This window comes from Ruegeria sp. BF6, assembly GCF_056538665.1.
In genome coordinates, this window is sequence record NZ_JBQFTN010000003.1 from 315567 (window position 1) to 340787 (window position 25221).

Sequence of the window (25221 nt, forward strand, 5' to 3'; positions counted from 1 at the left end):
CCGGTTTCAGAACGCCATCGCCGCCGAAACGGCGCGTTTCCAGCGGTCATAGGCGGCATCACGTTGCTCGGCAGATAGTTCCGGTTCAAACCGACGATCCAGCGCCCAGGTTTCTGCAAATCCCTTTTGATCCGGGTAAACGCCTGCGCGCATCCCTGCCAGCCACGCCGCGCCCAATGCAGTGGTTTCCTGCATAACGGGGCGGTCGACCTCGGCGCCGAGATAGTCCGACAAACCTTGCATTGCCCAGTCCGAAGCGCTGGCGCCGCCATCGACGCGTAGGGTCACGCCGGTTTCGGCGCCCCAGTCGCCCTGCATGGCGTGCCACAGGTCGCGGGTCTGGTAGGCGATGCTCTCTAACGTGGCCTTGGCGAATTCCGCACGACCCGAATTGCGGGTCAGGCCAAACACCGCACCCCGGCAGTCAGGCTTCCAATAAGGCGCACCGAGGCCGGTAAAGGCGGGCACCAGCACCACATGCTGGTTCGGATCGGCCTGTTGCGCCAGTTCACCGCTTTCGGGAGCCGAATCGATGATCTGCAACGCATCGCGCAGCCACTGCACGGCAGCCCCGGCCACAAAGATTGATCCTTCCAGTGCATAGGTGCGCTTGCCGTCCAGCTGATAGGCAATTGTGGTCAGCAGGCGGTTTTTCGATTCAACCGGCTCGTCCCCGGTGTTCAGCAGGGCAAAACAGCCGGTGCCATAGGTGGATTTCATCATTCCCGGTTGGAAACAGGCCTGACCGATGGTGGCGGCCTGTTGGTCCCCGGCCACGCCCAGAATAGGGATGTTGCCTCCTATTAGGGTCGTATTTCCGAAATCCGATGCGCAATCGTGCACCTCAGGCAGCATGTTCATCGGTACGTCCAACAGGTCACAGATCTCGGCGCTCCATTCACCCTTGTGAATGTCGAACAGCAGGGTGCGGGCGGCGTTGGTGGCGTCGGTGGCGTGGCTGCGCCCCTCGGTCAGGCGCCAGATCAGGAAACAGTCGATGGTGCCGAACATCAGCTCTCCGGCCTCGGCGCGGTCGCGGGCGCCCGGCACATTGTCCAGCAGCCATTTCACCTTGGTGCCCGAGAAATAGGGGTCCAGCAGCAGGCCGGTCTGGGCGGTCACGTCATCCTCACACCCCGCCTGCTTGTAGCGCGCGCATATCTCGGCGGTGCGGCGGTCCTGCCAGACGATAGCGTTGTAGATCGGCGTGCCGGTGGCGCGGTCCCAGACGACGGTGGTTTCACGCTGGTTGGTGATGCCAATGCCCGCGATCTGATCGGGGGTGACGCCGGTACTCTCGATCACCTCGCGGCAGACGCGCAGGACACTTTCCCAGATTTCCTCGGCATCGTGCTCGACCCAGCCCTCCTGCGGGAAATACTGGGTAAACTCGTGCTGTGCGGTGCTTGCGCGCTGCATGTCAGCGTCGAACAAAATGGCCCGTGATGATGTGGTGCCCTGATCAATGGCGAGAATATAGGTCATCCCTCGCGCCCCTCCCGTTTGGTTTTGCGGGACTTTAGCGCAAACATCGGCGCGGGGGCCAGAGCGTTCAGACAGGAATGTTGTCGATCAGCCGGACCCCATCCGCCCAAGCCGCCGCGAACAGTCGCGCGGGACGATCGGCATGGGTCAAAGGCTCTAGCGTTTCCGCGCAACGCAGGTTGATATACTCAACCTGCGCGAAACCTGCGGCCAGCAAATCGGTCTCGGCCCGCGCGGCCAATGCGTCAAATGCAGCACCGGCTTTCAACGACTGAACCAGACCTTGCATGATCCGGTGCTTATTGGCGGCAATCGCCAGCCCTTCGGGCGACAGAAGCAGGTTGCGCGACGACATCGCCAGACCCGAGGGCTCGCGAACGGTGGGGCAGCCGATCACCTCGACGGGAATATCCAAGTCGCGCGCCATACGGCGGACGATCATCAATTGCTGAAAGTCTTTTTCCCCGAAATAGGCTCTGTCCGCTTGCGTTTGCAGAAACAGTTTGGCGACCACGGTGGCGACGCCGTCAAAGTGACCGGGGCGGAATTCACCCTCCATCACATCGGTCAGGCCTGCGACGGACACATTGGTGGCAAAACCCCGCGGATAAATCTCTTCGGGCTCGGGTACATAGATCGCGTCGACACCGAAAGGGGTCAGTTTCTGCGCGTCTTCATTCTCGGTACGTGGGTATTTGGCCAGATCTTCAGGGTTGTTGAACTGTTTGGGGTTCACAAAGATCGTCACGATGACACGGCCAGTACCGGCCTTTGCGGCCTCGACCAGAGACAGGTGCCCCTGATGCAGAGCGCCCATGGTGGGGACAACGCCGATGGTTTCACCGTCGCGGTGCCATTCAGTTGTCAGCGCGCGCAGATCGGCAAGGCGACGCAGGATAGGGGCAGTCATGTCTTGGGCCCTTTGGAGGGCGCCTGATCCGCGAACACATGTTCGTCGGCCGGAAAGGCGCGGGCGCGCACTTCGGCGGCGTATTCGGCGATGGCGGCCTCGGCCTGCGGGCCCAGCTCGGCATAGCGTTTGACGAATTTCGGTTTGAAGGCGGTGAAAAAGCCCACCATGTCGTCAACCACCAGAATCTGCCCGTCGCAGCCAGCAGAGGCCCCGATGCCGATGGTCGGAATCGCGACCTCTGACGTGATCCGGTCGGCCAGACCCTGCGGCACCTTCTCAAGCACAACGGAAAACGCGCCAGCCTCGGCCACGGCGCGGGCGTCGGACAGCACGGTCTGTGCCTGTTCGTCCCGGCCCTGCACCTTGTAGCCGCCCAGCGTGTTGATCGACTGCGGTGTCAGGCCGATATGCGCCATGACCGGGATGCCGCGCTTGACCAGAAAGCGGATGGTCTCGGCCATCTCAACGCCGCCCTCCAGCTTGACCGCGCCTGCGCCGGTTTCCGCCATCAGGCGCGCGGCATTGCGGAACGCGCCTGCCGGAGAGTGTTCATAACTGCCAAAGGGCATGTCGATGACCATCATCGCCTTGTCCAAGCCACGCGAAACGGCCTGGCCGTGCATCACCATCATCTCCATCGTCACGCCAAGCGTCGACTCCAGCCCGTGCAAAACCATGCCCACACTGTCACCCACCAGAACAAAGTCGCAATGCGTATCCATCAGCCGCGCCATCGGCGTGGTATAGGCGGTCAGGCTGACCAGAGGCGTGCCCCCTTTTCGGGCACGGATGTCCTCGGCGTTTGGGGCCTTTTTATGGGCGGTCGCGCTCATGCTCGCTCCTCCGGGGTTCATGTTGCAGCGCGGCATAGCAGATTGAACAAGGTTATAGAAACCCCGGTTGCGCGAACATTTCCTTGAATGACCTTAGGTTTAAAGGGACATTACCCGTAGAACGGCCCGAAAAAACGCCGGGTCACCCATTTGAAACGGGGAGATATTTTTATGACAAAGCAGACGTTTCGGACCTTTGTCTCGGCGCTGGCAGTGGGCGCCAGCCTGATTGCTGGCCAGGCTTGGGCCAAATCGGATATCACAATTGCGCTGCAGTTGGAGCCGCCGCATCTGGACCCGACCAGCGCCGCGGCACAGGCCATCGATTCGGTGGTGTACACCAATATCTTCGAAGGGCTGACCCGGTTCATGGGCGATGGCTCGGTCGTTCCCGGGCTGGCCGAAAGCTGGGAGATTTCCGAGGACGGAACAGTTTATACCTTCAAGCTGCGCGACGGCGTGACCTTCCATGATGGCGCCGCCATGGATGCCGAGGATGTCAAGTTCAGCCTCGATCGCGCCAGTGCCGAAGACAGCGCCAACGCGCAAAAGGCGCTGTTTGCCGGAATCGAAAGCGTCGAGGTGGTCGATCCGCTGACCGTCAAGGTCACCCTGTCCGAGCCGAACGGTAATTTCCTGTTCAATATGGCTTGGGGCGATGCGGTGATCGTGTCCCCCGAAAGCATCGAGAACATCAAGACCAACCCCGTAGGAACCGGTGCCTTCACCTTTGGCAACTGGGTGCAGGGCGACAGTATCACGCTGATCCAAAACCCGGATTATTGGGGTGAACAGCCTGCATTAGAGACTGCGACGTTCAAATTCATCTCAGACCCGACCGCCGCCTTCGCCGCCATGATGGCCGAGGATGTGGACGTATTCGACAACTTCCCGGCGCCGGAAAACCTGCCTCAGTTCGAGGCTGATCCGCGCTTTCAGGTGCTGGTTGGTTCGACCGAGGGTGAAACAATCCTGTCGACCAACAACAAGCAGCCTCCTTTTGATGACATCCGGGTGCGGCAGGCGCTGGCTCATGCCATCGACCGGCAGGCGATCATTGACGGTGCGATGTTTGGATACGGCACCCCGATCGGTACTCATTTCGCACCGCACAATCCGGCTTATGTCGATATGACCGGAACCTCGGCCCATGACCCGAAAAAGGCGGCCGAACTGCTGGCTGACGCGGGATATGCAGAGGGGTTCGAGACCACGTTGCACTTGCCGCCGCCCTCTTATGCCCGCCGCGGTGGCGAAGTCATCGCCGCTCAACTGGCCGAGGTCGGCATCAAGGCCGAGATCATCAACGTGGAATGGGCGCAGTGGCTGGAATCGGTGTTCAAAGGCAAGGATTACGGCCTGACCGTCATCAGCCATACCGAGCCGATGGATATCGGTATCTATGCGCGTCCGGATTATTACTTCCAGTATGACAGCCTTGATGCTCAGACGTTGATGGAGACGCTGAACGCCACCACCGACCCGGAGGAGCGCAAGAAGCTGCTGGGTGACATGCAGCGGCTGATCTCGACTGATTTCGTCAACGGTTATCTGTTCCAACTGCCCAAGCTGGGGATCGCCAAGGCAGGTGTTCAGGGCTTGTGGGAGAACGCGCCGACCGCCGCGATCGATCTGACCCAGATCAGCTGGTCAGAATAAACCGTGCCGGGGCCGCGATCGGCCCTGGCGTTCCGATCTAGAATAAGTTTGACGATGAACCTGGTCCGTATCCTGAGTGTTGTTGCTGTTGCCTGCCTCCTTGCATCGGGTGGTAAGGTGCAGGCGCAATACGGGCTGGAAGGAGGGGTGGGACCGCTGGTCGGTACGCCGGAAAACCCGCTGCAGGTGGGGATCGGCATTCGCATCGATCAGGTCACAAGCGTCGATCAGAAGGCCGAGAACTATGGCGCCGTCGTTGTTCTGCGGGCTGAATGGACTGACCCCGCTTTGGCTTTTGATCGCGATGAGGTCGGGCGCGAGATTCAGGTCTTCAACCCACCGGCCTTGGCTGACCATGCGCGGGGTCTTGGCGCGGTTGTGCCTGCGTTTGTCATCCACAACCAGCAATCCAACAAATGGATCCACGAATCCGCGGCCTCACTGCGCCATGATGGGCATGTGGTCTATGTCGAGAAATCCTCGTTGACCTTGCAAGCGCCGCATTTCGATTTCCGCAAATACCCGTTTGACACGCAGGACTTCTATTTCGAGATTGTTTCGGTCTTTCCGTCCGAATACGTGACCTTTTACCCACTCGAGGAGTACTCGGGCCTTGGCGATTTGCTGGGCGAGGAAGAGTGGATACTGGACAACGCCCGGGTCGAACATTCGACAGTGATCGGCCTGTCTGGTCGGGACAGTGATCAGGTCGCGCTGGCCTTCGAGGGCAAGCGGCATCTGACCTACTACGTGATCCGGGTCTTCCTGCCGATGCTGGTTCTGATCACCGTCGGCTGGGCGCTGTTTTTCCTTGACGAATACCGCCGCCGGATCGAGATCGCCGGGGGCAATCTGCTGGTCTTCGTGGCCTTCAACTGGGCGATCTCTGCCGATCTGCCCAAGCTGGGCTACCTGACCTTTCTGGATTTCATCCTGCAATGCATGTTCCTGATGACCGGGGCGCTGATCGTGTTCAACGTGGCCTTGCGTAAACTGAAGGTATCCGGGCGCGAGGACGGGGCCAGAAAGCTGGACAATTACGCGATCAAGTGGATTTACCCGCTGGGCTACGCCGCCATCGTCGCATACGCGGTTTTCATCTATCTGCTGGTGCCATAGGCGCTGGACCCGCGCGGAATGTGTGCCTAACGTTGCCTCGATGTTGCGCTATGCCCTCAAACGCCTGATTTCACTGCTGATCAGCCTTATCGTCGCTTCGGTCGTCATCTTTACGGTGATCGAGGTTGCGCCGGGTGATCCGGCCTCTTTCATGTTAGGGGTGAATGCTCAGGAAGATACTCTGGCCGCGTTGCGGTCTGAACTTGGGTTGGACGTCTCAAAGGCGCAGCGGTATTTCAACTGGGTCGGCGGGATGCTGGTCGGAGATTTTGGCACCTCGTATACCTATCGCTCGCCGGTGTCGCAGATGATCGCGGATCGGCTGTGGGTGTCTTTGCCGCTGGCGCTGTATGCGCTGACAATGTCCACCCTGATCGCCTTTCCCGCCGGGATTTACGCCGCCGCGCGCCGGGGCAAGCCCGGCGACCTGACGGTGATGGGGGCGACTCAGCTGGGCATTGCCGTGCCGAATTTCTGGTTTGCGATGATGCTGGTGCTGGTTTTTGCCATCAACCTGCGTTGGTTCAATGCAGGGGGGTTCGCGGGCTGGAATCAGGGCGTCTGGCGCGGTCTGCACTCGCTGACCCTGCCCGCCATCGCTTTGGCCTTGCCGCAAGCGGCGATACTGGCACGGGTCATGCGGTCTTCGCTGTTGGACATTCTGGGTGAGGATTTCATGCGCACCGCCCGCGCCAAGGGGCTGTCGCGCCGTCAGGCGCTGTGGCGTCACGGCGTGCGCAACGCTCTGATCCCGGTGCTGACCATTATTGGACTGCAGTTTTCGTTCCTGCTGGCGGGTTCGATTATCATCGAGCAGGTGTTCTACCTGCCCGGCCTCGGGCGGCTGGTGTTTCAGGCCATTTCCGCGCGCGACCTGATCGTGGTGGAATCGGTCGTCATGCTGCTGGTCTTTGCTGTCATCACGGTGAATTTTCTGGTCGATCTGGCTTATGCCGCCGTCGATCCAAGGCTAAGGAGCCGGACATGAGCCGCAACCTGATCCTTGGCACGGTGTTGTCCTCGCTGGTTCTGCTGGCGGCCTTGGTGTCCTTTGTCTGGACGCCCTATGACTACGCGGCATTGGATATCCCCAATAAACTGCAACCGCCCAATGCGCAGCACTGGTTCGGCACGGACCATTTCGGGCGCGACATGTTTTCGATGATCATGGTCGGTGCGCGCACGTCGATTGCGGTGGCGCTGGTGGCGGTGGGCATTGGCATCGGCTTAGGCGTGCCTCTGGGTCTGACCGCTGCGGCGCGCAAGGGGTCGTGGCTGGACGAGGTGATCATGCGCGGCAATGATCTGGTCTTTGCCTTCCCCTCACTGGTCATTGCCATCCTGATCACCGCCGTCTTCGGCGCCGGAGCGATCAACGCCATCATCGCCATCGGCATCTTTAACATCCCCGTTTTCGCCCGCATCACCCGCGGCGCTGCACTGTCATTGTGGGAGCGGGAATTCATCCTCGCCGCCCGTGTCTCGGGCAAAGGGGCAGCGCGGATATCGGCCGAGCATATCCTGCCCAATGTGGCGAACCTGCTGATCGTTCAGGGGACCATTCAATTCTCGCTGGGGATATTGGCCGAGGCCGGGCTGTCCTATGTCGGCCTTGGCGCGCAACCGCCCACACCCAGCTGGGGCCGAATGCTGGCCGATGCGCAGACAATGGTCAGTTTTGCCCCGCATTTGGCTCTGATTCCGGGATTGGCGATCATTGTCACGGTGTTGGGGTTGAACCTTTTGGGCGACGGGCTGCGCGACTGGCTGGACCCTCGGATACGGGTGGCGCGGGCATGAGTTTGCTGCAGATAGATACCCTCTCGCTGACGATCCATGGCGCGGAAATCCTGAAACAGGTCAGCCTGTCCATCGACGCTGGTCAGATTTTGGCCGTGACCGGGGAAAGCGGCTCGGGCAAATCGATGACCGCCTTTGCCGTGATGAAATTGTTACCGAACGGAGCGGAAACACAGGGCGCGATCCGACTGGAGGGACAGGACCTGCTGAACCGTCCCGAGGCCGAGATGTGCGCCCTGCGCGGGGCGTCGATCGGGATGGTCTTCCAAGAGCCGATGACCGCGCTGAACCCGGTCAAGACCATCGGAGATCAGGTGATGGAGACGATCCTGATCCACAAGGCAATGCCGCGCGCCCAGGCGCTGTTGCGCGCGCAAGAGGTTCTGACCCGCGTCGGCCTGCCGCCTGACCGCTTTCCGCTGTCCCGCTTTCCGCATGAGTTGTCTGGAGGTCAGCGCCAGCGCGTGGTGATCGCAATGGCCATCGCCTTGCGCCCCAAACTGTTGATCGCGGATGAGCCGACAACGGCTCTGGACGTGACCACACAGGCGCAGATCCTCGACCTGCTCACAGGGTTGGTGCGCGAATATGGCATGGGTTTGCTGATGATCACGCATGATCTCGCGGTGGTTGCCGATATGGCTGATCGGATTGTAGTGATGCACCGCGGAGAAGTGGTTGAAAGCGGCGCAACCGCCGACCTGCTGCGCAATATGCAGCACCCTTATACGCGGATGCTGTTCGAAGCCTCGGGCCATCAGGTGACGCTGCCCGATACCGCAAATCAACACCCTCTGCTTGAGGTGACACAGGTCATCCGCGACTACCGTCTGCCCCGCAGGGGCCTGTTTGGCACATCGGGGCATCACCGCGCGGTGGACGGGGTCAGCTTTACTCTCAACAAAGGGGAGCGTCTGGGCTTGGTGGGTGAATCCGGCTGTGGAAAATCGACCCTAACACGGGCCATTTTGGGGTTGGAAGAGGTGCAGAGCGGCGAAATCCGCTTGGACGGGCAGCCGGTATTCTCTGGACACAGGCTGAACCCGGTCGTGCGCCGCAAGATGCAGGTGGTTTTTCAGGACCCCTATGGCAGCTTCAACCCGCGTCACCATGTGGCCCGTCTGATCACCGAACCCATTCACCTGCTGGAGACGCCGCCCACCGGGTCCGAACGTCAGGACCGCATCGCCGAGATGCTGACGGCCGTGGGGCTCAGTCCCGACGACGCGGGTAAGTACATCCACGAATTCTCGGGCGGGCAACGGCAGCGCATCGCCATTGCCCGCGCCCTGATCATCCGCCCCGAACTGATCCTGTTTGATGAGGCGGTTTCGGCGCTGGACGTCTCGGTCCGGGCGCAGATCCTCGACCTGCTGGCCGAGCTTTGCGCGACCTATGACCTAACCTATCTGTTCATCAGTCATGACCTGAGCGTTGTGCGCACGATTACCGACCGAGTGATGGTGATGCAGGCCGGAAAGATCGTTGAACAGGGCGAAACGGAACAGGTCTTTGCCGATCCGCAACACGCCTATACCCAAACCCTGATCGAAGCTGCGCCCAGCTTGCCGGAAATCGGCAGGATTGTCGCATAAAGCCTTTCAATAGAGCCTGAAAGGAGGCCCAAATGCCCAACCCCATCTGGTTCAATCCCGGCCTGTGTCTGATCGGTGGTAGGTGGGTCAGCCCCCAGTCGCAGGCAGACATTTCGTTGATCAACCCGTCTGACGGGTCCGAGATTTGCCGGATTGCGCGCGGAGACGCGGCGGATATCGACGCCGCTGTGCAGGCCGCGCAATCCGCTTTGGATGGCGATTGGGGGCGCAAATCAGCGTTGGAGCGGGGGCGCATCCTGACCCGACTGGGCCAATTGGTGCTTGAAAGAGTGGAAGATCTGGCGCAGATCGAGGCAATGGATGTGGGCAAACCACTAACGCAGGCGCGCGCCGATGCAGTCGCTTTGGCGCGGTATTGCGAGTTCTATGGTGGGGCCGCGGACAAGGTGATGGGCGATACCATCCCCTATCTGGATGGCTACACCGTCTATACCCTGCGCGAGCCGCATGGGGTGACCGGCCATATCGTCCCGTGGAACTACCCGATGCAGATCATTGGCCGCTCGGTCGGGGCGGCGCTGGCAATGGGCAATGCCTGCGTGCTGAAACCCGCAGAAGAGGCCTGCCTGACCGCGCTGGCCTTTGCCCATCTGGCGCAGGAGGCCGGCTTGCCTGCGGGCGCGTTGAACGTGGTGCCCGGTTTGGGGGCCGAGGCCGGGGCGGCGCTGTCCGAACATCCGGGCGTTAACCACATCTCGTTCACCGGCTCGGTCGCGACGGGGGCGCTGGTGCAACAGGCGGCGGGGCGCAATGTGGTGCCGGTGACGCTGGAACTGGGCGGGAAATCCCCGCAACTGGTGTTTGACGATGCCGATCTGGACGCCGCGCTGCCGTTTCTGGTGAATGCAGGCATTCAGAACGCGGGGCAGACCTGTTCTGCCTCGTCCCGCATTCTGGTGCAGCGCGGCGTGTATGAGCAGGTCAAGGCCCGAATGGCGGCGGCCTATGCCGACCTGACCATTGGCCCGGCGCAAGAGGATTTGCGGGTTGGTCCGCTGATCTCGACCCGGCAGAAAGAGATCGTGACCGGATTTCTGATCCAGGGCTCTGATCTGAGCATCGCGGGGCTGGGGCAGATCGTTGACCATGCCCCGGCCGAAGGTGCTTATGTGCAGCCGACGCTCTTTGCGGATGTTCCCCCGGACCACGTGCTGGCACGCGACGAGATTTTCGGCCCGGTGCAGGTTCTGATCCCCTTCGATACCGAGGAAGAAGCGGTTGGGATTGCCAACAACACCGATTACGGACTGGTCGCCAGCATCTGGACCCGCGATGGTGCACGGCAGATGCGGTTGGCGAAACGTCTGCGCTCGGGTCAGGTGTTCATCAACAACTACGGCGCCGGCGGAGGCGTCGAATTGCCGTTCGGTGGAGTGGGTAAGTCAGGCCATGGCCGTGAGAAAGGGTTCGAGGCCCTTTACGGGTTCTCGCAGCTAAAAACTGTGGCAGCACGCCATGGTTAGGGTCTAAACGATCACCTCGATCGGATCCTGAGCGCCGACGCCGAACACACGTTTGTAGCGTGCAATCTCGTCCTGCGGACCCATTGCCTTTTCCGGGTTGTCCGACAGCTTCACCGTCGGGCGGCCATTGGCCGACACTGCCTTGCAGACCAACGAGAACGGCGCCAGCGCGTCATCTGGCACCAGCCCGCGGAAATCATTGGTCAGCAAAGTGCCCCAACCAAAGGACACCTTGGTGCGGTAGGCAAACTGACTGTGCAATTCGCGGATCTTGTCCACGTCCAGCCCGTCGGAGAAGATCACCCGTTTCTGCCTCGGGTCTTCGCCACGAGATTTCCACCAGTTGATGGCAATCTCGGCCCCGGTCGCCGGATCGCCGCTGTCGACGCGGATACCGGTCCAGCCTGCCAGCCAATCGGGGGCACGGTCCAGAAATCCCTGCGTGCCATAGGTGTCGGGCAGGATAATGCGCAGGTTGCCGTCATGTTCGTCGTGCCAGTCGCTGAGAACGTCGTAGGGGGCCTGTGCCAGCGCCTCATCGGTTTCGGCCAGCGCGGAATAGACCATGGGCAGTTCGTGTGCGTTGGTGCCAATGGCTTCGACCTCGCGCCGCATGGCGATCAGACAGTTCGAGGTGCCGGAAAACGCCGCGCCCAACCCCTCGATCATCGCCTGCACGCACCAGTCCTGCCACAAAAAGGAATGCCGCCTGCGGGTGCCGAAATCGGCGATGCCAAGCCCGTCAATTCCGCGCAGCTGTTCGATCTTTTCCCAAACACGTGTCATAGCGCGGGCATAGAGCACCTGCAGCTCGAACCGGCGCATGTCGTTCAGAACCGCGCGGGATCGCAGTTCCATCAGCACCGCCAAAGCCGGAATTTCCCACAGCATGACCTCGTGCCATTTTCCCTCGAAGGTCAGTTCGTACTGATCGCCCTTACGCTCAAGGTGGTAGGGCGGCAGGCGCATATTCTCGAACCACTCCATAAAGTCCGAGCGGAACATCTGCCGTTTGCCATAGAACATATTGCCGCGCAGCCAGGTGCTTTCGCCCCGGCTGAGGCTGAGCGAGCGGATGTGGTCCAGCTGTTCGCGCAACTCGCCTTCGTCGATCAGTTCAGCCAAAGGAATGTGATTCGACCGGTTGATCAGCGAAAAAGCCACATCTGTTTGGGGCTTATTTCGAAACACTGACTGGCACATCAGCAGTTTGTAGAAATCCGTGTCGATCAAAGACCGGACAATCGGGTCAATCTTCCATTTATGATTGTACACGCGTGTCGCAATATCGACCATGGGGAACTCCTGCGATTTCCGTTGTTAGATCAATAGGTGCGTGAATTGGCAAGAGTCGCTAGATTGAGGACAATGACAAGGTCAGAACACAAAACGAGCATATTGTGTGATCTTTTCGTTGGTTAGTGGAAGAAGGGGATGGAAGGGCAAGGTTAAGTCGGTGAATGGTTCTCGAGTACGACTTTGATATTGTAACGATTGACGCTGACGATACGAATTCCGGATCAGCGAAGACCGCAGCGCCCGGCGGCATGGCGGCGCGAGCGTTCTTTCGCCGTGCCGAAACGGCAGCAGCTCTTCGGGCAACTTCTCCCAAAATCCGACTGGTCTTTGAAGAGGCCGGGTTTGGACTGGAATCCACCAACAGCAATCTTGCACATGGCTATTATCGCTTACAGGACACGGTTGAGCGGGATCGTATCCTTCACGCATTGTTTGCCAATATCAGGGCAGTGGGTGTTAAGGGCGAGTATTGTGGCGAATTCGATATCCGTCAGTTTCTGAACGACGTAAAATCAGCCCGGCCACAGGACGACGTGCCGCCCGAAAGTCAGAACAGGATAGAGAAGCCGCAACAATCGGGCGGGTCCACACCCAAACGGCGCTCGGTTCAGGGGCGCATCGGGTTAGCTCTTGCGTTGGCGGTGGTCGTGATTGCCGTGCTCAGATATCTGGCAGCTGCGGGAGCCACACCTTAGGCCAAAGTGACGCCAGCCGCGCGCATCGCGGTTTTGGCAGAGGCCAGGGACCCGTCCAGATCGATGGCCCTGCAGGCTTCCATCCGGACGGTTACATCAAACCCCAGCCGTGCGGCGTCTACTGCAGAGAAATGGACGCAGAAATCCGCCGCCAGACCGACAAGAGTCAGTGTGTCGATGCCGCGTGTTCTCAAATAGCCCTCCAGACCGGTTGGAGTGGTCTGATCGTTTTCGAAAAACGCTGAATAGCTGTCTATGGCGCTGCGAAACCCTTTGCGGAGGATCAGATCACCATCGCTGCGCAGATCGGCATGAAACGCAGCGCCTGACGTGCCCTGAACGCAATGATCCGGCCACAGTACCTGTGGACCATAGGGCATTTCGGTCATGTCATAGGGGATTTTGCCCGCGTGCGAATTGGCGAATGAGGAATGGCCTGCCGGATGCCAATCCTGCGTCAGGATCACGGCTTCGAAATCATCCATCATCGCATTGATCGGGGCGACGATCTCGTCCGCTCCGGGTACGGCCAGCGCACCGCCGGGGCAGAAGTCATTCTGGACGTCGATAACAAGCAGGGCGTGGGTCATCACGGTATCTCCTTGGGGTTTTCTATCGGTACGGGGTGCGGGCGGAATCGTCAATCTTGCGCCGGGCTACAGCCTGATGCCTTGCGGCACTGACCCAGCAGGTTTAGATCACGCGCATGTACACAATCGCTGCCCTTTATCATTTCACCCGTTTCGCCGATCCTGCCGCGCTGCGCGAGCCTTTGCTGGCGCTGTGCCGCGCGCAATCGGTCAAAGGCACGCTTTTGCTGGCGCAAGAGGGGATCAACGGCACCATCGCGGGCCCGCGCGCCGGGATTGATGCTGTGCTGGCGCATATTCGTGCGCTGCCGGGCTGTACGGATCTGGACTGGAAAGAGGCCACCGCCGACCACCCTCCCTTTGGCAAGATGAAAGTGCGCCTGAAAAAAGAGATCGTGACAATGGGCCAGCCGGATATCGATCCGTGCGCCCGCGTCGGCAACTATGTGGAGCCCGAGGACTGGAATGACCTGATCCGCTCGGAAGACGTGGTGGTGATCGACACCCGCAACGACTACGAGGTGGCGATTGGCACGTTCGAGGGCGCAATAGACCCTGAAACGGCCAGTTTCCGCGAATTCCCGGCGTGGTGGGAGGAAAACAAGGACCGCTTTCACAATAAACGCGTGGCGATGTTCTGCACCGGCGGCATCCGCTGTGAGAAATCCACCAATTTCCTGCTGGGGCAGGGGGTCGAGGATGTCTATCACCTGAAGGGTGGTATATTGCGCTATCTTGAGGAGATGCCCGCCGAGGACAGCACCTGGCAGGGTGAATGTTTTGTGTTCGATAACCGCGTGTCCGTGGGGCATGGGCTGGTCGAAGGGCCACATAACCTGTGTCACGGCTGCCGCCGCCCGATCCTGCCCGAGGATATGAAGCGCCCCGAATACGAACATGGCGTGTCCTGCCATCAGTGTATCAACGAGACCTCTGAGGCCGACAAGATGCGGTTCCGCGAGCGGCAGAAACAGATCCAACTGGCGCGCCAGCGCGGTCAAGAGCATCTGGGCTCCGACTAACTCTCTGATAAACAAGGTTGCGGGCGCGCCCCGGAAAGCGGATCATCTTTCCGGACACACGATATCGGAGGCGTCATGCGTCGTGAACCAACAACCCTGGCAGAGTGGAAGTCGACTCTGGTCGCAGCTTTAGGGCTGATCGTGGCCAGTTTCCTGGCCTGGTATGGGTTGTCTCGTCTCAGCGAGGCGGCGGCCGGGGATACGATCGGCACGATCACATCGGTCGGGTTGGTGATCTGGATCGTTTCGCAGTCCTGGTATTACATGACGCAGGTAAAGTCTCCTCGCCGACTGGTATTCCTGATGGGGGTGTCCTTCATACAGGTGGTGCCCTTCCTGTTCGCCGCGGCCTATGGGGCTTTTGGGTATTATGACCTCTGTGTGATTGGTGCCAAAGGGCCGGCGGACGTGCTGTATTTCTCATACGTCACCTTCACTACGGTAGGATATGGCGACATGGCACCTGTCGGGTTGTGTCGCGCGCTGGCAGCGGCTGAGGCAGTCACGGGTTACGTATTGTTGGGGATGTTCGTAGCGGCAGCGGTCAGCATCTATTCCCGCTACCACCAACCGCATTGAACCCGTTTTCAGCCTATTTGTTCTGATCGATCCAGCGCGACATCATCTGTTTGTCCCGGAAGCACTCGGACGGGATCGGTCGGCGTTTTATACGCGAGATGCGCTCGGCATAGGCGACCTGCTTGCCCGTAGGATAGCTGGCAAAGGGGGACGGATCGTGTGGCTTGTGTGCTGAAATCCAGTCTGACATCGACCGCCGGTCGCGTTGCGCCTCGACTGGAATGTCCAGCGCAGTCTGTTCCGCGATGGCGCGGGCATAGCGCATTTGCCGGTCGGTGACGGGTAAAAGGTGATAGTCGTTCGACGGGCCGCTCAGGGCGGAATTTTGCATGTTCCGGGTCATCGGGTGATCCTCCGACTGTGTAGAACATAAATAGAACATTAACCGTTCATTTCAAGATCTGACCATTTTGACTCGGCAAGATGCCGCCAGTTCCTGCTTTTATTGACTGATGAATCAATAAAAGCTAAATCCGTGCGTAACGCACTCTATTCCCTTCCCCCAAGGGAACATCCGAACAGAAAAGGACGCGGCATGAAGTTTCAGCCCAAGGCCAGCCATTTCATCAATGGCGAATATGTCGAAGACACCAATGGCGCCCCGATCGACGTCATCTACCCGGCCACCGGCGAGGTCATCGCGCGGCTGCATTCCGCGACGCCTGAGATCGTGAATCAGGCTCTAAACAGCGCAAAAGCCGCTCAGGCCGAGTGGGCCGCAATGTCGGGAACCGAGCGCGGCCGCGTTCTGCGTCGCGCCGCCGACATCATGCGCGCGCGCAATCGCGAGCTGTCGGTTCTGGAAACCCACGACACCGGCAAACCCCTTCAGGAAACGCTGGTGGCCGATGCGACCAGCGGCGCGGACGCGCTGGAGTATTTCGGCGGTCTGGCGGCCTCACTGACCGGCGAGCACATCCCGCTGGGCGGTGGCGACTTCGTGTACACGATCCGCGAGGCGCTGGGCGTCTGCGTCGGTATCGGTGCGTGGAACTATCCGACCCAGATCGCCTGTTGGAAGGGCGCGCCTGCGCTGGCCTGCGGCAATACAATGATCTTCAAACCGTCGGAAACGACGCCTCTGTCCGCGCTGCAAGTGGCGGAAATCCTGATCGAGGCCGGGGCGCCCAAGGGCGTCTATAACGTCGTGCAAGGTTATGGCGACGTTGGCGCATCGCTGGTGACCGACCCGCGCGTGGCCAAGGTTTCGCTGACCGGGTCTGTGCCAACGGGCCGCAAGGTCTATGCCGCCGCGGCGGATGGTATGAAGCACGTGACGATGGAGCTGGGCGGCAAATCCCCGATGATCGTGTTCGACGACGCCGATATCGAAAACGCCGTCTCGGGCGCGATTCTGGGCAACTTCTATTCCTCGGGTCAGGTGTGCTCCAACGGCACCCGCGTGTTCGTTCAAAAAGGCATCAAAGAGGCGTTCCTTTCACGCCTGTCCGAACGTCTGGCAACCGCGAAAATCGGCGACCCGCTGGATGAAGAGGTCAACTTTGGCCCCATGGTCAGCGAAAACCAGATGAACATCGCGCTGGGTTATGTCGAGAAGGGCAAGTCCGAAGGCGCACGTCTGGTTTATGGCGGCGAGCGGATCGACGGTGATGGCTTCTACATGCAGCCCACTGTCTTTGCCGATGTGACCGACGACATGACCATCGCGCGCGAAGAAATCTTTGGCCCCGTCATGTCGGTGCTGGATTTCGACACCGAAGGAGAGGTCATGGCCCGTGCCAATAACACCGAATTCGGCTTGGCCGCAGGCGTCTTTACCAACGACCTGACCCGCGCCCACCGCATCGTGGCCGGGTTCGAGGCGGGCACCTGCTATATCAACACTTACAACCTCGCCCCGGTTGAGGCTCCGTTCGGCGGGTCGAAAATGTCGGGCGTCGGGCGCGAGAACTCGAAACTGGCAATAAACCACTTCAGCGAGATGAAGACGGTTTACGTCTCGATGAACGATGTCGAGGCACCCTACTGATCAAAACCGGCGAGCTGCGCTCTGTTCCCGACATTTCGCGTCGGGAACAGAGCATAAGCTGTTCCTGACCTGTGGCTGAATTTCCAACAAGCGCTTAGTCCGCAAGCAGGAGGTCAGCCCATGAAAACCCACGCTCAGGCCGTTGTGATCGGAGGCGGCCTTGTCGGTTGCTCGATCCTATACCATCTGGCCAAGCTCGGCTGGACCGACGTGGTTCTGCTGGAACGTGATGAACTGACCTCGGGCTCGACCTGGCACGCGGCGGCCAATATCCACGGTCTGCACGACAACAACAACATCACGCGCATCCAGCATTACACGATGAACCTGTATAAAGAGCTGGAGAAGGAAACCGGGCAGGGTTGTGGCGTGTTCCAGTCCGGTTCACTCTATCTGGCGCAGACCGAGGATCGCGAACACCAGCTGCGCCTGCAAGCGGCCAAGGCGCAGTTCTACGGTCTGAATTTCTATGAGGTCAGCCGTGAGCAGGCGATGGAATTGCACCCGCTGGCGCAGTTCGACGACATCCGCTGCATCATGTTCGAACCCGATGGCGGCAATGTCGATCCTTCGGGTGTGACCCACGCATATGCCGCCGGTGCGCGGGCAATGGGGGCAACGATTGAGCGGTTTTGCCCTGTAATAGGGACTGAACATCAACCCGATGGCTCGTGGCTTGTGCGCACCGAAAAGGGCGATATCCACACGCAATGGGTGGTCAATGCCGGGGGCCTGTGGGGGCGTGAGGTTGCGGCGATGGCCGGGATCGAACTGCCATTGCAACCGACCGAACACCAGTATTTTGTTACCGAAGCAATTGATGAGGTCGCCAATCTGGGCCGGCGTCTGCCCTCGATCGCCGACCGGGATGGCGAGTATTACTTCAGGCAGGAAGGCAACGGTCTGCTGATTGGCGCCTATGAGAAGGACATGCGTTTCTGGGCTGAAAACGGCACTCCACTGGATTTTGCCCACGACTTGTTCCCCGACGATCTGGATCGCATCATGGAGAACGTCATCCGCGCCACCGAACGCGTGCCGGTGGCTGCGACCGCTGGTGTCAAGCGGGTGATTAACGGGCCGATGATCTGGTCTCCGGATTCCAACGCGATCTGGGGACCGGTGCCGGAGTTGAAAAACTACTTCTGCTGCACCGGTATCATCCCCGGCTTTTCGCAATCGGGCGGTCTCGGGCTGTTGTCAGCGCAATGGATGATCGAGGGCGAGCCGCAATACGATATGTTTGCCTGGGATCTGGCGCGGTTCGGCGACTGGGCCGACAAGGCTTTCACCAAGGCGCGGGTCGAAGACGTCTATACCCACCGCTTCGCCATCCACTTTCCGAACGAAGAACGCAGTGCCGGTCGACCGGCCCGCGTGCGCCCGGCCTACAAGATGCAAAAAGACATGGGCTGCGTCTTTGGTCTGAACTGCGGCTGGGAGCATCCGCTGTGGTTCGCCGAACAGCCCGGCGCGGTGGAAACTAACGGTTTCACCCGTCAGAACTGGTGGGAACCGGTGGGGCGCGAGGTGCAGATGTTGCGCGATCATGTGGGCGTCATCGATATCTCGAACTTCGCCAACTACGAGATCAAGGGGCCGGGGGCTTACGATTGGCTGGACCGCCTGGTCGCCAACCGGGTGCCGACCGAGGTTGGGCGGTCCTGCCTGACTCCGCTGATTTCAGTCCGCGGGGGGGTGGCCGGTGATTTTACCATCACCAAGGTTGCAGATGACGAATACATGATGATCGGCTCGGGCATGGCCGAGCGCTATCATCAGCGCTTCTTCAACATGGTCGATCTGCCGGAGGGCACCACTGTCGAAGTCGTCACCAACCGCATTGCAGGCTTCAACGTGGCCGGGCCAAAGGCGCGTGATCTGTTGCAGCGACTGACAAATGCGGACCTGAGCAACGAGGGCTTCCGGTTTATGCGATCCCGTACGATCGAAGTCGCCGGGGTCACCTGTTTGGCCATCCGCGTCAGCTTTACCGGCGATCTAGGATGGGAATTGCACTGCGCTGAATCCGATCAAATTAGACTCTATTCCGCGCTTTTGGAGGCTGCAAAGACGTTGAACGGCGGCCCCGTAGGCGGCCGCGCGCTGGGATCGCTGCGCATCGAAAAGGGTTACGGGTCTTGGGGTCGCGAGTATTCTCAGGAATACTGGCCGCAAGAGGTCGGGCTGGCAGGACTGATCAAGCTGGACAAGGAGTTCCTGCACAAGGAAGCCTATCTGGCCATCAAGGACAATCCGCCGCGCGAAGTACTGTCGATCTTCGAGGTTGACGCCGATCTGGCGGATGCCTCAGGTGGTGAGCCGGTCTTTACCCCCGACGGCACCCCCGTTGGCCGCGTGACCTCGGGTGCATTCGGCTATTCTGTGGATAAGTCCTTGGCCATCGGATATGCAGACCCCAAGGTGGCTGGTCCGGGCGATACGGTCGAGATTTTCATCCTTGGCAAGCCGCACAGGGCCAGAATCCTTGCGGAACCGCCCTTCGACCCCAAAGGATACAGGTTGCGCGACATCCAACCGGTGATGGAGGCGGCCTCGTGACCGATACCTTCACGCGCGTTGCCGATTTTATCCTTAACCGCCCGGCCGACCAGATGCCTGATAGCGCCAAAGAGGCGGCGGCGCTGATGATGCTGGACACGATGGGTATCCTGATCGCGTCGGGCCCGATGGAGGCCGGGGTGATCGCGCGCGACACGGCGGCGCTGCTTTATGCCAGTTCCGATCCGGCCTTTAGCGCGCGGATGATGTTCGATGGTCGCCCGGTCAGCTTGGCAGGAGCAGCCTATGCAGCCGCAACCCAGACCGACAATCTTGACGGGCATGACGGGTACAACCCCACCAAAGGGCATATCGGGGTTGTGGTTTTGCCTGCATTGATCGCCCTGGCCGAACATCGCCACGACCTGACCGGACCCGAAGCTTTGGCCGTCGTCATCACCGGCTATGAAATTGCCGGTCGCGCCGGGTTGTCGTTGCACGCTTCGGTCAGCGACTACCACACCTCGGGCGCTTGGAACGCGCTAGGCGTTGTGGCGATGGTCGCCCGGTTGCGCGGTTTTACACCCGAACAGATGCGGCAGGCGTTGGGGATTGCCGAATACCACGGCCCACGCAGCCAGATGATGCGCGAGATAGCCAATCCAACGATGTTGCATGACGGTTCGGGCTGGGGCGCTCTGGTTGGCATGTCCGCCGCCATTCTGGCCGAGCGCGGATTTACCGGGGCGCCCGCCATCACAATCGAAGCCGAGGCCGCCGCCCCCCATTGGGCTGATCTGGGACAGTTCTGGCAAATCGAGCATCAATATGTGAAACCCTATCCCATCTGCCGCTGGGCGCATGCGGCGATTGATGGCGTCCGGGCGGTGATGCGGGACAACAGCCTGTCCTCCGGTCAGATTCAATCCATTCAGATCAACAGTTTCCATCAGGCGGCCTGCCTATATGCCGGGATGCCGGGCACGACGTCCCAGGCTCAGTATTCTCTGCCCTTTGCCGTAGCTGTGCAGGCCATTCACGGACGGATCGGTGTAGAACACATATCCGGAACTGGTCTGACTGATCCGGAAGTGGCGGATTTGATGGCGCGCATCCAAGTGACAGAGAACAAGCGCCACAACGCCCGTTTCCCCGAAGGTCGCTGGGCGGATGTCAGCATCACAACCACCGACGGGCGGGTTTGGAAATCCGGAGACATTAACGCCCGTGGCGGTCCCGAGGCACCGATCAGCCGGGATGAGGTTATCGCCAAATATATGGAATTCGCGGCCCCGGTTATCGGAGCGTCGCGCGCCGAGGCGATCCGCAAGGTCATTCTGGGCTGGGTCGCCCCGAACTCCCAATATTCCGAATTGTCACCATATGTTTTTGGTCCCTGACGCTTGCCTTTCCGACCAAAGATCCGTGTGGCACATGTCCTGATGCCTATTTCTTTCCGTGTTAGAGCCTGTGTCACTCTTCCTTCAAAGTCGCGAAGAGATCGGTAATCCTCTGTCGAGTTTCCGCGCTGTCCTGCAATAGGGCCTCCGCATCGGCCAATGGTTTTTCTGGAATACGTGCCGGTAAGGCTAAAAGGCCCCGAGTTGTATTCGCAACTCGACTGAACCTCGTCCCGCTATCCCGCTCTGCCTCCTCCGTCAGATCGGCCAGCCAGAACAACCGGTTCGCTTCATCCGTGTGACCCGAGGCGCGCATCAACTCGCCAGCCGCCGCGAAATCACCCGCAGCTTGCAGGGCAGCGGCCCGCAGTGAAACAGCCGCTTCGGTGGAATCTTCGGCCAGTTCCAGCATTGCCTGATGCGGGCGCCGGGCCAGCAGTGCCGCCTTCGCCCGCAACCGGGCCCGTTCCCCACGCTTGAGCCTGTCCTGAGGACGTTTCGCCAGGGCCTGCGCCTGTCGGGCGAAACCCAGCCTGGCCAGCCGGTCCGCAACGACGATTGCCGCATTGGTTGTCAGCTCCTTTATCTGGACGTGCGACAGGCTCAGGGCGCGACGCAGAAAGGTTGCATCGTCGGCCCGTTCAGTCAGCACAAACACCACGCGGTTGAGCGTTTCTGTGGAGGCGTCACCCTCTGTCAGTTCTGCCACCACGTCCAGCGCCGCGTCGAATTCTTGTCCCAGGCTCAGGGCAACCGCGTGCGTTTGTTGCATCATCGGACCGATATCTGATCGGCGAAACTCGACCGTATAGGACTCCGCCAGATCCAGCTCTTGCGGTGAAACTGCGCCGCGTTCCAGCCAGCGTTTGTCGACCAGCTGAGCCAGCGCAAACGGGGCTTCAAGCGTGGCGTCCGGGGCCGCAAGCACTTCGGTCAGCAAGGCTTTGGCCCGGGGGGTATCCTGCTCGGCCGCTGCGACTTTTGCCTTTACCTGCGTGGTGTCGGCGCTGGTCCGAGTCTCAACACGGTCCACCGAGCGCAAGACGCGCCGGGCGGCTTCCAATTTCTGCCCGTCCACCAGAATGTCCGACAGCATCGGTCCGACAAAGCGGCGCAGGTGATCCGGGAGCTGCGCAAAGGTCTGCTCGATTGCCGCCAGATTTGCGTCTTCGTGCAGGTTGCCCTCGGTCAGAGCCGCCCACATGGCGGCATCGCTGGCACAACGCTGAAGCCCGGCAAAAGGATTCGTTTCATTCAGCGGCCTATTGTCCAGAACGCGGGCAATGGTGGCGATACGTTTGGTTTCCAATGACTGCTCGCCCAGCAATTCCAGCGCCCTGATGGCTTCAGAACCGAACCCGGAATAGGCATATAACTTGGCCAGTTTCAGCGCGCGGGTCTCGTCGACGGTATCGAATTCCTGAAACAGATCCGCCCTCAGCTGCGCAGCTTGTTCGGCAAACGGGCGTTCATCGGACCAGTCGTCAAAGGCAAGCTCGGCGCTGGACACGCAGGGGGGGCGACGTTCCAGCTGTGGCACATCCGGACCCAAAAGCCCGTTCAGATCGCCCAGAATTGAGGTCACCTGAACGTTCAGTTCCACATCAGATGTCATGAGCAGACTTTGGTTGCCAATAGAGGCCCGTGGCCCCACAGGAGCAATGTTCAAATCGACAATGCCGCGGTCAGCACCCTGCAAAAGACGCGCTGCAAGCTGGTCTTCGAAGCCGCTCGCGTTCAGGTTCAACAAAGGCAATTCCAACGCAGAAATAGTCTGATCCCGAACTGGTGTTTTGCCGTCCTCGGGTGCCTTGGGCAGGGTCAGGGTTGGAATGTCGCTGGTAGGCGGCGGCAGGTAGGTACCCGGCGCGATGTCCACCACAATCATCGTGTTTTTGAACAGAAAGGCCGAAGCAACACAGTCACAGCCAAACTCCAGCTCAAGGGGGGCACCGGGTTCAGCCTGTGAAAGGGCAGCCAGGCGGTTCTGGGTCAGGCGTTGAAACACCGCGCCTGTCTGAAACGCCACATCCTCCAGCGCAACGTTTAGGCGCGCGCCGTTCTTCGTCTGCTTCAAGACCCAGTCGGTGTTTTGCGGAACCTGGACAACCAGTCTGGTATACCCGTCATGTTCGCCCGAGCGCACGGTCACATCCCGCGCGGTGGCGCCGGTGGCTGCTGCCATCAGCGCGGAAACAATCAGCACAATCCGGGTCATGCGGCTGCCTGCTTGAGTTCTTTCAGCGCTTCTTCAAGCTCGGTGAAGTCCGGGCGGTTATGGGTCGGTGTGTTCTGACGCCCGACCTCGATACACATGGCGGCATTGTGGTTGTGCAGGTTGGCGACCAGAACCTCTTTGATCAATTGGTAGAAATGGTTGTCCTCCTCCACTACTGCTTTCAGCTTGCCCGCGAAGGGGCCGACCAGACCATAGGCCAGAAACACGCCCAGAAAGGTCCCCACCAGCGCACCGCCGATCAGTTTGCCTAATACCTCAGGCGGTTGGTCGATCGAGCCCATCGTCTTGATCACCCCCAGAACCGCTGCCACGATGCCCAGGGCGGGCAGGCCATCGGCAACCGTCTGCAGGGCGTGGCTGGAATGCATGGCGTGGTGAAAATTTGCCTCCATCCGCTTTTCCAGCACTTCTTCCACCTGATGCGGGTCGTCGTAATTCATTGATGCGGACCGCATCGTGTCGCAGATCAGATCAACCGCTTCTTTGTCGGCTTGAATCTTGGGATAGGTCAAAAACAGCGTCGAGTTATCTGGGTCTTCGATATGTTGTTCAACCTCGACCGGGTTGGCCTTGGCGATGCGGATCAGCGAAAACAGCAGGCACAGCAGGTCGCGATAATCCTCGGGCTTCCATTTTGGGCCTTTGAACACTTTTCCCATGTCCTTGACCGTGTGTTTGACGGCGCTCATGTCGTTGCTGATCATAAAGGCCCCAACAGCCGCGCCGCCGATCATCATCATCTCAAACGGCAGCGACTTCATGATGATGGCCATCTTGCCGCCCGCAGCCAGATAGCCGCCGAACACCATGGCGAAAATGACGACAATTCCGATTAATCCGATCATGGGTGGTCTCCAGCAAAGTCCTGTGCGGGTTGAAATGCTATTCCTGCGGCGCCGCGGCGTTACGGCCAGCCATGATGACGCTGATTGTATAAGCGGCTTCAGGGCTCAGCCCGGCCAGAACGCCCGCCGCCGCGTCCGGCGGCATCCGTGACAGAAAGCCGGCGGCAAAACTCGGATCCATCGTCTCAAACAGGGCGGCGGCGTCTTTGGGTTTCATGTTCTGATAAACATCCGTCAGGCGCGTCAGGTCGGTCTCGGCGGCCTTTTCGGCGATGGAGAGCGTTTCGCGCAGGGCTTCTTCGGCCTCTTGCAGCGCAACCAGGCGGGTCTCGATCGCCTGATCGGCAATGGCCAGCGCCTTTTCCTTGTTCAGGACTGCTGCCTCGCGCTGTTCCAGCGCCTCTTCCCGGCGCAGCAATTCAGTCAGCAAAACCTGCGCCCCCGGCAACTCGGCCCGCGCCTGCTTGGCTTCGGGCATTGACGGCTCGACGCCTTTCGCCAGCGCGGGACCAGCCTCCAACCCAATGCGAATCGCGGCGGATCCGATCATCAGCAACGAGATGACTGCCAGCACGCCGCTCTTTGGGCGTCTTTCGGTTGGCTTGCGGGTCATGTCGCGACCTCATCCCGGGAACGGTCGTGTCGGAAGAACATCAAGCCATCGGGCCGCTTGGCAGGAGTTGTGGCAGGTGTTTCGGTTTCCTGCTCTGCAGGCTGATCGCCCGCCTCAACTATGTCTTCCGGCTGTGCAGGCTCTTCGCTCAACTCAGTAGTGTCTTCCGGTTCTGCCGCAACTGCTTCAGCATCCGTATCGGGTTTTGCGCTTGTTTCCTCCGGAGGGGTGACAGATTCCTTTTCCGCTTGATTTGCGGCCTTGTCCTCGGGCGGAACGACGTCATGCATCGATGCCATCATCAGCTCGAGGCGCTGGGCAACCGATTCGGCCCGCTGCGTCAGCTCTTTCAGAACCTCACCGGACTGGTCCGACGCCTCACGCGCCGCACCAAGCGACTTTTTCAGTTCATCGGCTTGGGTCGACAGCACGGCAACCGCACCGCCAACGCCCTTTTCCAGATCGGTGAACCGCTTGAGCCGCCGGGACAGTACAAAACAATAAAGACCCGCACCCAGCGCGCCGGCGACCAGCAAAATATCTGCAATCAGCTCCAATT

22 protein-coding genes are annotated in these 25221 nt (G+C 60.1%); 12 read left to right on the forward strand and 10 right to left on the reverse strand.

The annotated features are described in order from the left end of the window. Positions 1 to 6: 6 nt before the first annotated feature. The 3 genes from glpK to panB form a co-directional block, all read right to left on the reverse strand. On the reverse strand, positions 7 to 1485 hold the full coding sequence (gene glpK, locus ACR0IM_RS11960; RefSeq protein WP_480641226.1) for a glycerol kinase GlpK: 1479 nt from the start codon (positions 1483 to 1485) through the stop codon (positions 7 to 9). Between the two features lie 67 nt (positions 1486 to 1552). Further along, on the reverse strand, positions 1553 to 2395 hold the full coding sequence (panC, locus tag ACR0IM_RS11965) for a pantoate--beta-alanine ligase (RefSeq protein WP_480682029.1): 843 nt from the start codon (positions 2393 to 2395) through the stop codon (positions 1553 to 1555). Next, complete coding sequence (gene panB / locus ACR0IM_RS11970) at positions 2392 to 3231, reverse strand: 3-methyl-2-oxobutanoate hydroxymethyltransferase (RefSeq protein ID WP_480682031.1); 840 nt, start codon at positions 3229 to 3231, stop codon at positions 2392 to 2394. Before panB ends, panC begins: the two co-directional genes overlap by 4 nt. 171 nt (positions 3232 to 3402) lie before the next feature. Between panB and ACR0IM_RS11975 the strand changes: the two genes are divergently transcribed. From ACR0IM_RS11975 to ACR0IM_RS12000, 6 genes are read left to right on the forward strand one after another with little or no spacing between them, the layout of a single operon-like run. Continuing rightward, positions 3403 to 4890: an ABC transporter substrate-binding protein gene (locus tag ACR0IM_RS11975; protein WP_480682032.1), complete on the forward strand. Its 1488-nt coding sequence runs from the start codon at positions 3403 to 3405 to the stop codon at positions 4888 to 4890. Positions 4891 to 4944: 54 nt separating this feature from the next. Next, positions 4945 to 6009, forward strand: coding sequence for a ligand-gated ion channel (locus tag ACR0IM_RS11980; RefSeq protein WP_480641224.1), 1065 nt, complete (start codon positions 4945 to 4947; stop codon positions 6007 to 6009). Between the two features lie 40 nt (positions 6010 to 6049). After that, complete coding sequence (locus tag ACR0IM_RS11985; protein ID WP_480641223.1) at positions 6050 to 6997, forward strand: ABC transporter permease; 948 nt, start codon at positions 6050 to 6052, stop codon at positions 6995 to 6997. Further along, complete coding sequence (locus tag ACR0IM_RS11990) at positions 6994 to 7809, forward strand: ABC transporter permease (RefSeq protein ID WP_480641222.1); 816 nt, start codon at positions 6994 to 6996, stop codon at positions 7807 to 7809. The genes ACR0IM_RS11985 and ACR0IM_RS11990 overlap by 4 nt, the downstream gene beginning before the upstream one ends. Beyond that, positions 7806 to 9404 carry an ABC transporter ATP-binding protein gene (locus ACR0IM_RS11995; RefSeq protein ID WP_480682034.1) on the forward strand — a complete coding sequence of 533 codons (1599 nt, stop codon included), beginning with the start codon at positions 7806 to 7808 and terminating at the stop codon, positions 9402 to 9404. Before ACR0IM_RS11990 ends, ACR0IM_RS11995 begins: the two co-directional genes overlap by 4 nt. Before the next feature lie 32 nt (positions 9405 to 9436). Next, on the forward strand, positions 9437 to 10888 hold the full coding sequence (locus tag ACR0IM_RS12000; protein ID WP_480682035.1) for an aldehyde dehydrogenase family protein: 1452 nt from the start codon (positions 9437 to 9439) through the stop codon (positions 10886 to 10888). Positions 10889 to 10891: 3 nt separating this feature from the next. Here ACR0IM_RS12000 and pncB read toward each other — a convergent pair whose 3' ends face one another. Continuing rightward, entirely contained in the window at positions 10892 to 12184 is a 1293-nt protein-coding gene (gene pncB / locus ACR0IM_RS12005; protein WP_480682037.1) for a nicotinate phosphoribosyltransferase, read from the reverse strand. Between the two features lie 164 nt (positions 12185 to 12348). On the opposite strand from pncB, the gene ACR0IM_RS12010 reads away from it, so the two are divergent. Continuing rightward, positions 12349 to 12882, forward strand: coding sequence for a hypothetical protein (locus tag ACR0IM_RS12010; protein ID WP_480682038.1), 534 nt, complete (start codon positions 12349 to 12351; stop codon positions 12880 to 12882). Here the strand turns inward: ACR0IM_RS12010 and pncA are convergent. Continuing rightward, a complete protein-coding gene (pncA, locus tag ACR0IM_RS12015) occupies positions 12879 to 13472 on the reverse strand; it encodes a bifunctional nicotinamidase/pyrazinamidase (RefSeq protein WP_480682040.1) in 594 nt (197 codons plus the stop codon). The genes ACR0IM_RS12010 and pncA overlap by 4 nt on opposite strands. Before the next feature lie 116 nt (positions 13473 to 13588). Between pncA and trhO the strand changes: the two genes are divergently transcribed. Together trhO and ACR0IM_RS12025 are read left to right on the forward strand one after the other, a co-directional pair. Then, the gene (trhO, locus tag ACR0IM_RS12020; protein WP_480682041.1) at positions 13589 to 14494 is read left to right on the forward strand and encodes an oxygen-dependent tRNA uridine(34) hydroxylase TrhO; all 906 of its coding nucleotides are present in this window, start codon (positions 13589 to 13591) and stop codon (positions 14492 to 14494) included. Positions 14495 to 14569: 75 nt separating this feature from the next. Then, positions 14570 to 15073, forward strand: a complete 504-nt coding sequence (locus ACR0IM_RS12025) for a potassium channel family protein (protein WP_480682043.1) — start codon at positions 14570 to 14572, stop codon at positions 15071 to 15073. Between the two features lie 13 nt (positions 15074 to 15086). Here the strand turns inward: ACR0IM_RS12025 and ACR0IM_RS12030 are convergent, their stop codons facing one another. Next, the gene (locus ACR0IM_RS12030; RefSeq protein ID WP_480682045.1) at positions 15087 to 15416 is read right to left on the reverse strand and encodes a hypothetical protein; all 330 of its coding nucleotides are present in this window, start codon (positions 15414 to 15416) and stop codon (positions 15087 to 15089) included. Between the two features lie 192 nt (positions 15417 to 15608). Between ACR0IM_RS12030 and betB the strand changes: the two genes are divergently transcribed. From betB to ACR0IM_RS12045, 3 genes are all read left to right on the forward strand, one after another. Next, entirely contained in the window at positions 15609 to 17063 is a 1455-nt protein-coding gene (gene betB, locus ACR0IM_RS12035) for a betaine-aldehyde dehydrogenase (protein WP_480682046.1), read from the forward strand. A gap of 120 nt (positions 17064 to 17183) precedes the next feature. Then, positions 17184 to 19625 (forward strand): GcvT family protein, encoded by a 2442-nt coding sequence (locus ACR0IM_RS12040; protein WP_480682047.1) that lies wholly within the window; start codon positions 17184 to 17186, stop codon positions 19623 to 19625. Continuing rightward, complete coding sequence (locus tag ACR0IM_RS12045; RefSeq protein WP_480682048.1) at positions 19622 to 20965, forward strand: MmgE/PrpD family protein; 1344 nt, start codon at positions 19622 to 19624, stop codon at positions 20963 to 20965. The genes ACR0IM_RS12040 and ACR0IM_RS12045 overlap by 4 nt, the downstream gene beginning before the upstream one ends. 73 nt (positions 20966 to 21038) lie before the next feature. On the opposite strand, the gene ACR0IM_RS12050 is transcribed toward ACR0IM_RS12045, so the two are convergent. From ACR0IM_RS12050 to ACR0IM_RS12065, 4 genes are read right to left on the reverse strand one after another with little or no spacing between them, the layout of a single operon-like run. Then, the gene (locus ACR0IM_RS12050; protein ID WP_480682050.1) at positions 21039 to 23183 is read right to left on the reverse strand and encodes a hypothetical protein; all 2145 of its coding nucleotides are present in this window, start codon (positions 23181 to 23183) and stop codon (positions 21039 to 21041) included. Next, the gene (gene motA, locus ACR0IM_RS12055; RefSeq protein WP_480592385.1) at positions 23180 to 24049 is read right to left on the reverse strand and encodes a flagellar motor stator protein MotA; all 870 of its coding nucleotides are present in this window, start codon (positions 24047 to 24049) and stop codon (positions 23180 to 23182) included. Before motA ends, ACR0IM_RS12050 begins: the two co-directional genes overlap by 4 nt. A gap of 37 nt (positions 24050 to 24086) precedes the next feature. After that, positions 24087 to 24662, reverse strand: a complete 576-nt coding sequence (locus tag ACR0IM_RS12060) for a MotE family protein (protein WP_480641211.1) — start codon at positions 24660 to 24662, stop codon at positions 24087 to 24089. Then, the gene (locus ACR0IM_RS12065; RefSeq protein WP_480682051.1) at positions 24659 to 25219 is read right to left on the reverse strand and encodes a hypothetical protein; all 561 of its coding nucleotides are present in this window, start codon (positions 25217 to 25219) and stop codon (positions 24659 to 24661) included. The genes ACR0IM_RS12060 and ACR0IM_RS12065 overlap by 4 nt, the downstream gene beginning before the upstream one ends. Positions 25220 to 25221: the final 2 nt, after the last annotated feature.

Coding starts and splice junctions, on each gene's coding strand:
- ACR0IM_RS11985 (WP_480641223.1), top strand. CDS start 6,050: ATGTTGCGCTATGCCCTCAAACGCCTGATTTCACTGCTGATCAGCCTT.
- ACR0IM_RS12000 (WP_480682035.1), top strand. CDS start 9,437: ATGCCCAACCCCATCTGGTTCAATCCCGGCCTGTGTCTGATCGGTGGT.
- ACR0IM_RS12010 (WP_480682038.1), top strand. CDS start 12,349: ATGGTTCTCGAGTACGACTTTGATATTGTAACGATTGACGCTGACGAT.
- motA (WP_480592385.1), bottom strand. CDS start 24,049: ATGATCGGATTAATCGGAATTGTCGTCATTTTCGCCATGGTGTTCGGC.
- ACR0IM_RS12040 (WP_480682047.1), top strand. CDS start 17,184: ATGAAAACCCACGCTCAGGCCGTTGTGATCGGAGGCGGCCTTGTCGGT.
- panB (WP_480682031.1), bottom strand. CDS start 3,231: ATGAGCGCGACCGCCCATAAAAAGGCCCCAAACGCCGAGGACATCCGT.
- ACR0IM_RS12025 (WP_480682043.1), top strand. CDS start 14,570: ATGCGTCGTGAACCAACAACCCTGGCAGAGTGGAAGTCGACTCTGGTC.
- ACR0IM_RS11980 (WP_480641224.1), top strand. CDS start 4,945: ATGAACCTGGTCCGTATCCTGAGTGTTGTTGCTGTTGCCTGCCTCCTT.
- pncB (WP_480682037.1), bottom strand. CDS start 12,184: ATGGTCGATATTGCGACACGCGTGTACAATCATAAATGGAAGATTGAC.
- ACR0IM_RS12060 (WP_480641211.1), bottom strand. CDS start 24,662: ATGACCCGCAAGCCAACCGAAAGACGCCCAAAGAGCGGCGTGCTGGCA.
- ACR0IM_RS12050 (WP_480682050.1), bottom strand. CDS start 23,183: ATGACCCGGATTGTGCTGATTGTTTCCGCGCTGATGGCAGCAGCCACC.
- ACR0IM_RS11975 (WP_480682032.1), top strand. CDS start 3,403: ATGACAAAGCAGACGTTTCGGACCTTTGTCTCGGCGCTGGCAGTGGGC.
- panC (WP_480682029.1), bottom strand. CDS start 2,395: ATGACTGCCCCTATCCTGCGTCGCCTTGCCGATCTGCGCGCGCTGACA.
- betB (WP_480682046.1), top strand. CDS start 15,609: ATGAAGTTTCAGCCCAAGGCCAGCCATTTCATCAATGGCGAATATGTC.
- pncA (WP_480682040.1), bottom strand. CDS start 13,472: ATGACCCACGCCCTGCTTGTTATCGACGTCCAGAATGACTTCTGCCCC.
- ACR0IM_RS12030 (WP_480682045.1), bottom strand. CDS start 15,416: ATGACCCGGAACATGCAAAATTCCGCCCTGAGCGGCCCGTCGAACGAC.
- ACR0IM_RS11995 (WP_480682034.1), top strand. CDS start 7,806: ATGAGTTTGCTGCAGATAGATACCCTCTCGCTGACGATCCATGGCGCG.
- trhO (WP_480682041.1), top strand. CDS start 13,589: ATGTACACAATCGCTGCCCTTTATCATTTCACCCGTTTCGCCGATCCT.
- ACR0IM_RS11990 (WP_480641222.1), top strand. CDS start 6,994: ATGAGCCGCAACCTGATCCTTGGCACGGTGTTGTCCTCGCTGGTTCTG.
- glpK (WP_480641226.1), bottom strand. CDS start 1,485: ATGACCTATATTCTCGCCATTGATCAGGGCACCACATCATCACGGGCC.